The 12,809-nt window shown below is 41.9% G+C and carries 16 protein-coding genes; 6 read left to right on the forward strand and 10 right to left on the reverse strand.

All coding sequences use genetic code 11. From position 1 onward, the window contains the following. Positions 1-10 precede the first annotated feature (10 nt). Positions 11-1,078 carry an NAD(P)/FAD-dependent oxidoreductase gene (locus tag BW986_RS12025; RefSeq protein ID WP_076368149.1) on the forward strand — a complete coding sequence of 356 codons (1,068 nt, stop codon included), beginning with the start codon at positions 11-13 and terminating at the stop codon, positions 1,076-1,078. Positions 1,079-1,159: 81 nt separating this feature from the next. On the opposite strand, the gene BW986_RS12030 is transcribed toward BW986_RS12025, so the two are convergent. Next, on the reverse strand, positions 1,160-1,489 hold the full coding sequence (locus BW986_RS12030) for a YuzD family protein (protein WP_076368150.1): 330 nt from the start codon (positions 1,487-1,489) through the stop codon (positions 1,160-1,162). A 167-nt stretch (positions 1,490-1,656) separates the two neighbouring features. Between BW986_RS12030 and BW986_RS12035 the strand changes: the two genes are divergently transcribed. Then, positions 1,657-1,896 (forward strand): NifU family protein, encoded by a 240-nt coding sequence (locus BW986_RS12035; protein ID WP_076368151.1) that lies wholly within the window; start codon positions 1,657-1,659, stop codon positions 1,894-1,896. Between the two features lie 194 nt (positions 1,897-2,090). Here BW986_RS12035 and thrB read toward each other — a convergent pair whose 3' ends face one another. From thrB to yutH, 5 genes are all read right to left on the reverse strand, one after another. Beyond that, a complete protein-coding gene (gene thrB, locus BW986_RS12040) occupies positions 2,091-3,035 on the reverse strand; it encodes a homoserine kinase (RefSeq protein ID WP_076368152.1) in 945 nt (314 codons plus the stop codon). Then, on the reverse strand, positions 3,032-4,093 hold the full coding sequence (gene thrC / locus BW986_RS12045) for a threonine synthase (RefSeq protein WP_076368153.1): 1,062 nt from the start codon (positions 4,091-4,093) through the stop codon (positions 3,032-3,034). Before thrC ends, thrB begins: the two co-directional genes overlap by 4 nt. After that, a complete protein-coding gene (locus BW986_RS12050; protein ID WP_076368154.1) occupies positions 4,090-5,388 on the reverse strand; it encodes a homoserine dehydrogenase in 1,299 nt (432 codons plus the stop codon). The genes thrC and BW986_RS12050 overlap by 4 nt, the downstream gene beginning before the upstream one ends. 189 nt (positions 5,389-5,577) lie before the next feature. Beyond that, entirely contained in the window at positions 5,578-6,492 is a 915-nt protein-coding gene (locus BW986_RS30700) for a L,D-transpeptidase family protein (protein ID WP_260320839.1), read from the reverse strand. Positions 6,493-6,597: 105 nt separating this feature from the next. Beyond that, a complete protein-coding gene (gene yutH, locus BW986_RS12060) occupies positions 6,598-7,599 on the reverse strand; it encodes a spore coat putative kinase YutH (protein ID WP_076368155.1) in 1,002 nt (333 codons plus the stop codon). Between the two features lie 195 nt (positions 7,600-7,794). Here yutH and BW986_RS12065 point away from each other — a divergent pair, with 195 nt between their 5' ends. Continuing rightward, positions 7,795-8,292: a phosphatidylglycerophosphatase A family protein gene (locus BW986_RS12065; RefSeq protein WP_142244587.1), complete on the forward strand. Its 498-nt coding sequence runs from the start codon at positions 7,795-7,797 to the stop codon at positions 8,290-8,292. Positions 8,293-8,353: 61 nt separating this feature from the next. Here BW986_RS12065 and BW986_RS12070 read toward each other — a convergent pair whose 3' ends face one another. Further along, a complete protein-coding gene (locus BW986_RS12070; RefSeq protein ID WP_076368157.1) occupies positions 8,354-9,121 on the reverse strand; it encodes a TIGR01457 family HAD-type hydrolase in 768 nt (255 codons plus the stop codon). Positions 9,122-9,144: 23 nt separating this feature from the next. Beyond that, a complete protein-coding gene (locus BW986_RS12075; protein WP_076368158.1) occupies positions 9,145-9,582 on the reverse strand; it encodes a DUF86 domain-containing protein in 438 nt (145 codons plus the stop codon). Between the two features lie 416 nt (positions 9,583-9,998). On the opposite strand from BW986_RS12075, the gene BW986_RS12080 reads away from it, so the two are divergent. Together BW986_RS12080 and BW986_RS12085 are read left to right on the forward strand one after the other, a co-directional pair. Beyond that, the gene (locus BW986_RS12080; protein WP_076368159.1) at positions 9,999-10,265 is read left to right on the forward strand and encodes a DUF3055 domain-containing protein; all 267 of its coding nucleotides are present in this window, start codon (positions 9,999-10,001) and stop codon (positions 10,263-10,265) included. 70 nt (positions 10,266-10,335) lie between these two features. Next, positions 10,336-10,623 carry a cytosolic protein gene (locus tag BW986_RS12085; protein ID WP_286201329.1) on the forward strand — a complete coding sequence of 96 codons (288 nt, stop codon included), beginning with the start codon at positions 10,336-10,338 and terminating at the stop codon, positions 10,621-10,623. Positions 10,624-10,653: 30 nt separating this feature from the next. Here the strand turns inward: BW986_RS12085 and BW986_RS12090 are convergent, their stop codons facing one another. After that, a complete protein-coding gene (locus tag BW986_RS12090) occupies positions 10,654-10,929 on the reverse strand; it encodes a YutD family protein (protein ID WP_076368161.1) in 276 nt (91 codons plus the stop codon). A 113-nt stretch (positions 10,930-11,042) separates the two neighbouring features. Between BW986_RS12090 and BW986_RS12095 the strand changes: the two genes are divergently transcribed. After that, positions 11,043-11,705 (forward strand): YhcN/YlaJ family sporulation lipoprotein, encoded by a 663-nt coding sequence (locus BW986_RS12095; RefSeq protein ID WP_076368162.1) that lies wholly within the window; start codon positions 11,043-11,045, stop codon positions 11,703-11,705. 38 nt (positions 11,706-11,743) lie between these two features. Here BW986_RS12095 and lipA read toward each other — a convergent pair whose 3' ends face one another. Then, the gene (gene lipA / locus BW986_RS12100) at positions 11,744-12,658 is read right to left on the reverse strand and encodes a lipoyl synthase (protein ID WP_076368163.1); all 915 of its coding nucleotides are present in this window, start codon (positions 12,656-12,658) and stop codon (positions 11,744-11,746) included. Positions 12,659-12,809 lie beyond the last annotated feature (151 nt).

A 12,809-nucleotide genomic window follows, 5' to 3' on the forward strand; every position in this document is an offset into this window, starting at 1 on the left:
GAAAAATCATATGAAGAATCTAGTCATACTTGGTGGCGGGTATGGTGGTATGCGCATGTTGCAAAGATTGCTGCCTAATCAGCTTCCTGAAAATGTGAGCATCACGCTTATCGACCGTAATCCTTATCACTGCTTAAAAACGGAATATTATGCTTTAGCAGCAGGTACCATTCCAGATCAGCACATCCGTGTTGCATTTCCTGAACATCCTCGCTTGAAGAACGTATACGGAGAAGTACTTTCCATCGATATGGAAAATAAACAAGTCATTATAGAAAATCAAGATCCTGTCGTTTATGATGATTTAGTCATTGGCCTTGGCTGCGAAGATAAATACCACGATATTCCTGGTGCAGACACACATACTTACAGTATCCAAACAATCGATAAATCACGCCGCACATATTCAGCTTTGAATAATTTAGGTGCCGGTGCAACCGTTTCTATCGTTGGTGGCGGACTGAGTGGTGTTGAGCTTGCAAGTGAATTGATTGAAAGCCGTTCAGATTTAAACGTTAAGCTATTCGACCGTGGACCGCATATTTTATCTGCATTCCCAGAAAGATTAAGTACTTTTGTTGAATCATGGTTCGATAAACATACAATCGAGATCGTCCACCATTCAAATATAACGAAAGTTGAACCAAACCTTCTTTATAATGGCGACGAAGCCGTTCAAAGCGATGTCATCGTATGGACAGCTGGAATTCAGCCAAGTAAGATCATCCGCGATATGGATATTGAAAAGGACCGTCAAGGAAGAGCTGTTCTGACTCCTCAGCATTTCCTTCCTAATGATGACAGCATCTTTGTCGTCGGCGACTGTGCGAGCCTGCCTCATGCGCCAAGTGCTCAATTAGCGGAGTCCCAAGCAGAGCAAATCGTCCAAGTTCTTGTGAAGAAATGGGCAAATGAACCACTTCCGGAAAGCTTCCCTACGATGAAATTAAAAGGAACATTAGGTTCCCTTGGGAAGAAACAAGGTTTTGGACTTGTTGCAAATCGCCCAATCACAGGCAGAGTGGCACGCCTTATGAAATCAGGCATCCTCTGGATGTATAAATACCATAACGGTTGATTCCAACCCATGCTATATTAAACTGGCCCAATGAGCTGCATGCAGCTCATGGGTCAGTTTTTCTTATTTCTTCATTATATATCACCCTTGCATCGTATATCCGTATTTTTCCATGGTTTCCACTACTTTTTTCAGACGCACATTTCCTTCTGCAATGATGTCACCTTCAATGAGGACCAGTGGATAAAATAAATCATCCTCGATCATCTTCGCGGCAAAGCTCTTTTGCTTCAACGATTCTGGGGGATTATACATATCTATATAGGATATTTTGAATTTCTGATCAGGAAACTTTCTCGTTAAAGCGGCTTCTAACCACTCGCAGGTATCTTTCGAAGAGGGGAGATTCACACAACTCGCGCAAATTTGCTCCGCTCCATACACTTCTATCTCAATTTCTTTCATTACCATACTCTTCCTCCTTCATTTTAGTATGTTTACTTCATTTTGAGTACTTTTTAGAACCATTCACCTGTTTCCATCTTACCAGAATAATATAGATTATATTTCCGCAAAGTTACAGTTGGATTTTTTATTACCTTCGCATTATAATATGATTAGGAAAGGAGTCGATTGCAATGTCCGACCAACAAACAATGGAAGTCCAAGTTCAAGAGGTTCTAGATAAGCTTCGTCCGTTTCTTCTTCGTGATGGCGGTGACTGTGAACTAGTTGACGTAGAAGATGGAATTGTAAAATTACGATTACTAGGAGCATGCGGAAGCTGTCCAAGTTCGACCATTACGCTAAAAGCTGGGATTGAGCGTGCCCTTCTTGAAGAAGTTCCCGGTGTAGTGGAAGTTGAACAAGTTTTCTAATAGCCCTTTAAAATAACATGCATCGTATGGATGAAGGATCACTTTATCTATAAACGTTCAACCTTTTGCATGCAGGCCGGAATCATTTCTGGACTGTAATAAAAATAAAGCTGACTCGGCTTTTGCCCTATCAAATGAATTGATACGGCTTGACACGGGTCAGCTTTTTTATATGGAAGGCAAATCAATATGGCTCACGATTTCAAAAACTTCAATTCCTTTTTTTCCTGCTCTGAAAGGATTGCCGTATAACTGCCCTCATTATCGATTTCCAATTCTTTCACAAGGAATTCCGGAAACCTTTCTTTTAAACCAGTGAGCAAACCTTCACTTTTTTCTGCAGATGATAAGCATAGAACAGTTGGTCCCGCTCCGCTTAGTGCTGCACCAAATCCGCCTTCATTAAGGACAACTTCTTCTATAAGCGCTAAATGAGGAACCAACTCGGCTCTATATGGCTGATGGAAACGATCACTTTGCATCATTTCACCAACAAGCTTCCAATCTTTTGATAGAACTCCCGCCAGCAAAACATTTGCGGCTGCACTTCCGCTTATCGCATCTTTATAGGAAAGCGAATTCGGAAGGACATTTCTTGAATCCTCAGTAAGCAATTCAAAATTGGGAATGACAGCAATCACCTTAACTCCCTCGATTGGAAACGACACGACATCCGTTCTTTCATCCGTATGAAGGCCCACAACCAATCCACCATACACAGATGCCCCCGCATTATCCGGATGCCCCTCAAAGATGGAAGCATGCCTATTTTTCTCATCATCGGATAAATGAAGTTTACCAACGATGTTCGCCAATTCAATCCCCGCCACAATGGCCGAGGCACTGCTTCCAAGACCCCGAGCAAGTGGAATTTCGCTAGAAACGAAAAGCCGGCATGGGGATAGTTCCTTTCCATAGGAAGCCGCCGTTTCCTTGGCAATTTGGACGATATAATTACGATCATCCCTTGGAAAAACAGACATTTCCTCTGAAAGCGGAACGACCTCCCAATGATCTGATGAAGATCCGTGTATTTCCAGGTAAAGTCCTAACGCCAAGCCGATGGAATCGAATCCTGGGCCTAAGTTGGCCGTACTTGCTGGTACACGGATCAAGAACATCTCCGATTCTGCACTCATGCCTGCTTCACACCCTGCAGATGTTCTAAAATGACTTCTTCATCCATTGGCAGCAATGTCGGTTGAATCGTGCTTGTATTGACTGCCACATTCGGATCTTTCAATCCATTTCCAGTCAATACAGCGACAATCTTACTTCCTTTTTTGATTTCTCCGCTTTTTAGTTGTTTATAGATACCTGCAATGGAAGCACAAGATGCCGGCTCTGCAAATACCCCTTCTTTTTTAGCAAGGAAATGATAGGCTTCCAGAATTTCTTCGTCTGTCACCTCATCAATTTTGCCTTTGGATTCATTTGCTGCTTCCACAGCAAAGTTCCAACTTGCAGGATTTCCAATCCGGATGGCTGTTGCAATCGTTTCTGGATTTTCAATGATGCTATCCCGGACAATTGCAGCCGCACCTTCAGCTTCGAACCCTCTCATTTCAGGAAGGCCCGTTTGTTTTGATTCGTTATATTCTTTAAACCCTTTCCAGTATGCAGTTATATTACCTGCATTCCCGACAGGAAGCGCCAAAATATCCGGTGCCGAGCCGAGAGCATCACAAATTTCGAAAGCAGCTGTCTTCTGCCCTTCAATCCGGTATGGGTTGACCGAATTCACAAGAGTTATCGGTGAGCTCTCACTAAGTGAACGGACGATTTTTAAAGCCTGGTCGAAGTTCCCTTCGATCGAGATGATTTCCGCTCCATACATAACGGCTTGGGCAAGCTTGCCCATGGCTATTTTACCTTCCGGGATGACAACGATACAGCGCAGGTTCGCACGGGCCGCATAAGCTGCTGCGGCTGCTGATGTATTCCCGGTGGAAGCACAGATGATCGTGTCGCTGCCCTCTTCTATCGCTTTGGCGACGGCCATGACCATTCCGCGGTCTTTAAACGACCCAGTTGGATTTGCCCCTTCATATTTTACATGTAAGTCGATTCCCCACTCTTCGGATAATCGATTCAGTCTGATTAAAGGTGTATTACCCTCCAAAAGGGTTAGTGCGGGTGTGTTTTCATTAACGGGTAAAAAATCTTTATACGTACTTATAAGTCCTTGCCAGCTCATTTGATGTCCTCTCCTTCAACTCTGTATGTGCTTTTCACTTCTCTTACCATATTGTAATCATTTAATTTCTGTATTATTTGCTCAAATGCAGCCTTTGTGGCAGTATGCGTAACCAATACGATTTCGGAAGATTCCTTTTCATCCAGGGGCAATTGAAGGATTTTATCGAATCCTACCCCATGCTCGGCAAATAAATTCGTGATTTTGGCTAAAACGCCAACTTCATCTTGAACATGTAATCGAATGAAGAACTTAGCGAAAATCTCAGTCCCATCTTTTAATTGTTTCGGGAACTGAGGTGAAACGGCACTGCGGCCATTTACGCCCAGCCTCATATTCTTGATGACCGTCACCATATCCGAAACGACTGCAGTCGCAGTAGGAAGGCTGCCAGCCCCCGGTCCGTAAAACATCGTTTCCCCTACGGCTTCCCCATAAACGTATACAGCATTATACTCATTATTTACCGATGCTAACGGATGTGCTTCAGGAAGAAGTGCAGGCTGGACACTTACTTCGACCCTATCCCCTGCCCTGGAAGCGACGCCGATCAATTTCATTGTATAGCCAAGCTTCTTACTATATCTCAAATCCTCTTCGGATATCTCGGTTATGCCCTGTACCTCAACATCATTCAAGCCAATGTTCATTGAGAACCCGAGTGTTGAAAGGATCGCCATTTTACGGGCCGCATCCAAACCGCCTACATCGGCTGTCGGATCGGATTCAGCAAATCCCAGCTCCTGAGCTTCCTTCAATACGTCATCATAAGCTCTGCCTTCCTTGCTCATTTTCGTTAAAATGAAGTTTGTCGTTCCATTGACGATTCCCATCATTTTCGTGATGCGGTCAGAAGATAATCCATCCACAAGTCCGCGTAAAATCGGAATTCCCCCTGCAACACTTGCTTCATAGAACAAATCACATTGATTCTCGGTGGCCAATTCCAGCAATTCCGGTCCATATAAAGCCATTAGGTCTTTATTGGCCGTAACGATATGCTTTTTATTCTTTATTGCCTCTATCAGATAACCGCGTGTTTCTTCGATTCCACCCATTACTTCTATTACAACATCAATCTCGGGATTCGAAAGGATATCCTCAGGATTGTCAGTTAACATACCTTTATCGATCTCGACAAGCCTCTCCTTCGTCGTGTCTTTGACTAGTATCTTCTTAACGGATATGGAACAGCCCACTTGGTGCATGAGCTTGTCCTGATGCCTTTCAATGATTTGTACGACTCCTGATCCAACTGTACCTAACCCCAATAAACCGATCGAGATGGCTTTCATATTTTGGTTCCCCCTTAAAAACTGTTTGCCTGAAGAAGACGTTTGTATTTGTATAGTAGACATTATATGTTTAATTCATATAATTAGCAATAGTTGAAAAGATGAATGCACGAACTTTTTTCGTCCATCTCTTGAACGAGTAAGAACGGGTAAAGCTAAACTTTTTATGGGAAACCATTTTGGTGATCATTACTTAACGCTCTTCAATGAATCATTTGTACCCATTACAATATGCGGCTTTTGCACGGGATCCATCCATTTCAGTAAACTGAGGACATTCTTTTCGGCCGTGGCCGTACACCCAGCCGTCGGTTTTGTACTCCCTCTCCATACATGAAGAAAGATTGCACTTCCTTTTCCTTTTACGATGGGATTGGTATTATAATTGATGACTGTCCCATACTTATAGAGTTCATGATTCATCCTTTCGAAAGACTTCCATTTAACTGCAGGATTACCTTTATAGGTTTTCCACTTGTTATAATCCGTGGATGCCTGATCATCAACCCAGTAGTCATATTTGGTCGTTTTCTTATAACTCATTTTCACTCCTGCCGGCTTCGTTTCGCTTCCAAAGGCCGTACCAAATGAAAAAATCCCGACCGGGGATTTCCCATCACCCTCTTTTTTGCTCTTGGTGAAGCCGTTCTTCCCAATGACACCGTCCATCTTCTTCAATGCCCGGCGCCATTCCCCTTGTTTCTTCTCATAAGTTTGGATCGTGACCTTCGTATCACCCATCGCTTTACCTGTCACAGATACAACTTGGTTAACGCCTTTTCTCCCATCGAATTTCTTCAAAATGGCTTTTTCACCGGAACTGAAAACCTCTTTTGCATCCGCCATATTGATATATGCTGTCTTGTTTGAGTGACAGACCTTATACCAGCTTCCAGTTCTTCCGCTTGCCGACAATTCTTTATTTTTCTTATAAGTTTTTAATGTTTTACTTGCAGCCGACGCCTTTTCCTTCACATCCGCTTCAGACTTCATGACAATCTTGAATTGAGTTGCTTCGCAGCCCGTTTTCGTTTCAGCTTTCGCAAGATTTGCCGTTTGGATGAATAAAAGGGCTATAAGGGCGGCCATCATCAATCTCTTCATGGTCCCATCCTTCCGCAGTGATCAAATATCTAATTATTCTAAAAAATCTTGTTATCATCATAACATAGTAAGTAAGGATGAATCATATTTCTTTCCCGTTTTTATCTAAATCCAGTCAATTTTAGGCAAATCATATTGCTTGGCAGGGACCTCTGCCAATTCATAAAAATGTTTGAGGAAGGACTCATATTGTTGGGAGGATTTCGTGATCGAAGATATTTTATCTTCCAATTGGTTCGACCTCGATTCCGTCGTTTTTGAAAAATACTCTTCCACCGTTTCAAAGTAATGAATGGGAAATAGCATCCTCGAATATAATAACCGGGCCGAAAAGCTGGAGAACGGTTCTATTGACTGATATTCGTGAAAGAAATGGGCAATCCCCCGCTGATGGGTATGCACATTTTGAAAATAATGTTCCCTCACCCATTCAGCGACATCCCTTGTTCCGTGGTCAAATACCCAATCGAACGGATTTTTCATCCACTTATTGCTTCTCCAGGTATCATGTAAAAAACGTTCATAACATACCGTTCCACTATCGACAATTTGCGGGGTATCATCGATTTCCGTGTCGACTAAATATTGAATCGCATTTTCACCCAGGACCATATAATAGGGAAAGGTTTCTATAAATAATTTTTCAAACTGGTTATCAGGATGGGCGCTGAGCTTATCCCGCCAAATCTTTTCTAACTGATCGATCCTTCGTTCCCAGAGTTCTTTCCATTTGCCGATCCTTGAACATGTTCGAATCGTATCATTAATAGTTCTCCCACGCTGATGGAATCTTGCCAGACGTCTTCCTGGGTTGAAATTTTTCGGACCTTCCAATGCCTGATTGGCAAGAAGGATGAATAATTGTTCATCCGCTTCCGAAACATAGCTTCCATGATTGGCAAGGACAAAGGCGGATACGTGACGATCACCTTGTGAAATCAGATGTTGGGACATTTTATAACGTTCCACTAATTCCTCCTGCTCCATATTTTCAATGGGAACGATACTGTAAACCATATTCCCTGAACGGAAGCTTGGAAACCTGACATTGGCTTCTTCAAGCTCCACCTGTATACCATAATTATTAAAAATGATTTCTTCTATCATGGAATGGCCCCCTTCATCAAATGGATATAATAAATATTGGACATCATACACTTATATATATGTGGAATAACCCGTTTTCTGAATGATTATCGAAACCTTATTAGAAATTCCAATCAAAACATCTTCCGTGGGTTTTCAGTTTAATCAAATCAAACTACCTGCATTAGAACTTAATATAGAGAAATGGGTGATGACATGGCTAATATTGAACAATCAATGTCTGAAAAAACGGCTCGAAAATGGCTAATTGAACGAGGAGTGAAATTGGAGGATATCGCTGAGCTTGTCATGTATTTACAATCTTGCTACCATGAAAATCTCCAAATGTCCGATTGCCTTCACAATGTCGAACGGGTACTTTCAAAACGCGAGGTCCAAAATGCCATTCTTACCGGCATTCAGTTGGATATTCTAGCTGAGAAAAAACTGCTCGAGGAGCCTTTGCAGAGCATCATTGAAATAGATGAAGGCCTATATGGGGTCGATGAAATATTGGCTTTTTCAATTGTGAATGTTTATGGATCCATCGGCTTTACCAATTATGGTTTCATCGATAAACAAAAGCCGGGTATCTTAAAATATTTAAACGATAAAAGCACGGGTAAGGTGAACACCTTTTTAGATGATATCGTTGGGGCGATTGCAGCTGCCGCGTCAAGCCGGCTTGCCCATAGAACCGAAAATGCGGAATAGTAAACTTATGATATTCACGACATAAAAAAAACCAGGGCTGCATTCGCAGGCCTGATTTTTTTCATTCGAAGCGCCATAAGTCAAGGGTGTCCACTACATGCGTCGGCTGCTCCTTATATTGCTTTAAGCGTTCTTTTGTCGTTACGCCCGTATGTACAAGCAGTGTATCGATCCCTGCATTGATGCCGGCAAGGATATCTGTATCATAGTTATCTCCAACCATGATCGTCTCTTCTTTAGGCACCCCTAGTACTCTTAGAGCTTGCTCCACTATGACCGATTCAGGTTTTCCGATGAAAATCGGCTGTACATGGGTCGAAACGGAAACTACGGAGGTCAAGGCACCATTCCCCGGTAAAAGGCCTTGCTCAGTTGGAATGGCAATATCACCATTGGTCGAAATGAAAACAGCGCCATTCCTTACAGCAAGACAGGCTTTTGACAACTTTTCATAATTGACCCCGCGGTCGATGCCCATTACCAGAAAGTCTGGATGCTCTTCCACAAGCTTCATTCCTTTTTCCTTAAGTGCCTCGATGATGCCTTCTTCACCCACCACATAAACCGATGCATCTTTCTTTTGTTCAGCTATGTAATTGGCAGTGGCCATGCTTGTCGTGAAAACCTGGTCATCTTCCGTAGATATGCCGATGCTTCTCAATTTATCCGCTACTTGTGCCGGAGTCCGGGATGAATTATTGGTGACGAATAAATAAGGGATATCCCTTTTCCTTAGGTCATTAATAAACCCTGCCGCTTCCGCAATTTGTTCAGTACCGCGATACATGGTGCCATCCAAGTCAATTAAATATCCTTTATACGACTTCATTTGAATTCGCCTTCCTAACGCTGCTAGTTTTTAAAAGCTGATACAGGTCCCAATTCATTTGTTAAATAGTTCCTAACCAAATCCGGGAATTGCTTGAATGCCCCGATATTTTCCGAAAATACGGCATGCAGTTCTGTGTGATTCACTTCAATGAAGTCTTGGACCAGCATTTTCCTTAACGGCAAAACCTTTTTGAATTGTATCGCTTTTTCTTCAGAAATGACTTTTTCATCTTGAAGGATATCGATAATATCTTCATAACTTCCTGGATCACGCATAATAAAACCATCAATTACCGCATTTCCTACGTCCAACACGGAATCGATGGAAGTTTGTATGAGCCTTTCAGCGATAAGTTCCGCAAGATCTCCATCCCAATTATCATGCCCTTCAAAAAGTCCAAGCTGCTTTTCAAGAAAACCTAATATTTGTTCAATCTTTTGGCGGTCTACAAAGTACATTTTTTTCCAGATCCTTTCTGATCTAAGATGATATAGGGAATCATTGGTTGAATGGGCGGCATAGTTAAAACCCTGTGCCGAACAACCTTATTCCTTAATGATACCATAGCTTCTCCCTTACGCTCAATTCCTTCAACCACAACCATTGTACCATCCAATAACTAACAGAAGCTGGGGCGATACACATTGCCATTTCCATGGGTGCATTTCCCGACAGTAACTCCAGGAAAACCAATTCACGATCCCATTTTTATTCTTACCATTTTCATTTAATCGATGAACGCTTATGATCGCCGGAGCATCTTGAGGAACGACTTAGGTTCTCAGGCAGAAGCCCCGTAAAATGTCTGTTCCCCTATTGAAGTCACTTTGTTATGATGGAACTACAAATGTGAAGATAAGAAGGGAATGATACTATGGAAGATCGTTTTTATTTATACAATGACGTCGTGGATTCAAAAACCCGGTTCATAAGCTTCATGGGAGAGGAATCAAGATTCGACCTGGCCATTACGACTACCGATCGTTTTTATGGAAAGAAGCTTGTTTTAAATATGCAGAGCAACCGTTTCGCGATTATTGGGCCTGATGATTTAGAAGAGGAAGGCTATCTTGAGCATGCCTTTCAGTTATCAGAAGAGGAAGCCGAAGAACTGCGTCACTTTTTAATGGAAATCGTCTGAGCGCCGAAGTTTTTCATCTTAAACGGGAAACCTACTGAATGTAAGATCGATTACATGAGGGGGGATTATCTTGGACAAAGAAGAATACCACGATTTTTCCAATGTCGAAAAACAGAGGGATTATTTAATTCCTGAAGAATTTCCCGAAGGACCTTTTGGATCAGCCATAGCAAAAGATGCACCAGTTCAGAATAAAAACACCCCGTGGCAGGAAGGGCAACGATATCAAAGTGCCTTTAATTATGAAAATAAATCGTTGCACGAAGATTTACCTCGACAATATCCTGGTGCTCATCCGACACATGATGATTCAGAAAAAGATGAACAGCCTCCATATAAAGGATATGGTAGCTCTTAACATGGAAGGCCAGAGTGAAATCTGGCCTTTTTATTTCTTTATTTTCTTCACGACGAAATAAGGACAGCCAAAATTGCAGTATTCATATAAATATTCACTAAGCGTGCTTATTTTCGTATCAAAGGTCGCTTTCTGATTATTATCATCAAAAAATCCACGCAGCCTCAATTGCCCGTAACCCCAATCCCCTACTATATAATCATACTTCGTTAAAATCTCACTGTATCTGGCCTTAAACGCTTCTTCGTTATAGCCTTCCCTTTCATTCTCAATTATTTCATAGGTCATGTTATTGATGTTAATCATTGTTTTCACCTCTCATATGTACATTCCTTCTTTAAATTATAACTGATTCCCCATCAATTACTAAGCGAAAAATAGAGAAATATGTTCATCCTAAAGTTACGGGGGTGTTATTGATGAAAAAAACGATAATAACGATAGGTTTAAGCTCGATTATTGCACTAACCGGATGTGCTGATAAAGACAAAGATCTGGGGATGGGTGCAAAAAACCATGCCGGTAACCCAACAAACGTAAATAATCCGACTCAATATTATGATGAGGATTATCGTAATAATGACAATAAAAGTGATGATTTCGGTTTTACCCGCACTAATAGTGCAACCATTGATGGCCGTAACATTTCCAACAAAGCTGCTTCCATTGACCGTGAACAACTGTCTGATGTCATTTCTAAACTGAGTGTTCAGATACCAAATGTCAATGATGCCGCTACCCTCGTTACTGATGAGGAAGTGCTAGTCGTATATGATACAAATGCCAAGGATCGGACGGAAACCGCAGACCAAGTTAAACGCACTGCCATGTCCGTCGTGCCTCGCTATTATCATGTCTACGTCAGTGATGATTATCAAACCCTTGCCCAAGATGTCGAGAATTTCTCGACATTGAAATCCGGCAGCAAAGGGATCGATTATACGATCGAACAAACCATCAAAAGAATGCTGAAGTCGCCTCAAGGATACAAAATGAGTGACGGAGAAAATGAAAACGGGGAAATGGTTAACGATAAAAGAGATCATCACGATAACATCCATCAAAAAATGGATAACCGTTAATAAAAAAGGACCGAATTTTTTCGGTCCTTTATTTCACTCTATTTCAATAATTCTTCACCTTTGTTTTGCTTATGTTTTGCCGCAGCATTAACCTGTTCATCCGCATGGTAGGATGAACGGACAAGCGGACCGGATTCACAGTGGCTGAAGCCTTTTTCCAATGCACGTTCCTTCAGCTCGGCAAATTCCTCAGGCGTGTAGTATTTCAGCACCTTTAAATGCTTTTTAGTCGGCTGCAAATACTGGCCGATCGTCATGATATCCACATTATTAGCCCTTAGGTCATCCATCGTCTCGAGGATTTCCTCCCGCGTTTCACCCAAACCTACCATTAAACTGGACTTTGTCGGGATTTCCGGATACAGTTCCTTGGCCCTTCTTAAAAGCTCCAATGAACGTTCGTACTTGGCCTGAGCCCGTACACGGTCGGATAAACTTCTGACAGTCTCTATATTATGGTTCAGGATATCCGGTTTAGCATCCATCAAAGTCTTGATATTTTCAAACAACCCGCCCATATCAGACGGTAATACTTCAATTGATGTAAAAGGGTTTTTGCGTCGGATGGCACGGACCGTTTCAGCGAAAACTTCAGCGCCTCCATCCTTTAAATCATCACGGGCAACAGCTGTAATGACGACATGCTTTAAATTCATCAAAACAACGGAATCGGCAACACGCTCCGGTTCAGCCCAGTCCAATTCATTCGGACGCCCGGTCGTAACAGCACAAAAACGGCAAGCCCTTGTACAGATTTCACCCAAGATCATGAAAGTAGCCGTCCTTCTCACTGCCCAGCATTCGTGAATATTCGGACATTTTGCCTCTTCACAGACAGTATGAAGATTTTTCTCGCGCATCATATTTTTTAAACCGAGATAATTTTCGTTAGTATTAAGCTTTATTTTCAACCAATCTGGTTTTCGAAGAATTTCTTTATTTGTAGAAGACATGAAAATGCCACTCCATTCTATAGAAATTAACACACCCTACTTTAACAATAAAAAAGCATTTATACAAGTTATAGTTGGTTTCCCATTATTTATTTTTCATGATTATAGCTAAATCAGCAAGACTATAAAAGATGGATGGACTGATGTCTTT

Origin of the sequence: Peribacillus simplex (assembly GCF_900156045.1) — a bacterium.
In the GTDB taxonomy this organism is placed as follows: domain Bacteria; phylum Bacillota; class Bacilli; order Bacillales; family DSM-1321; genus Peribacillus; species Peribacillus simplex_D.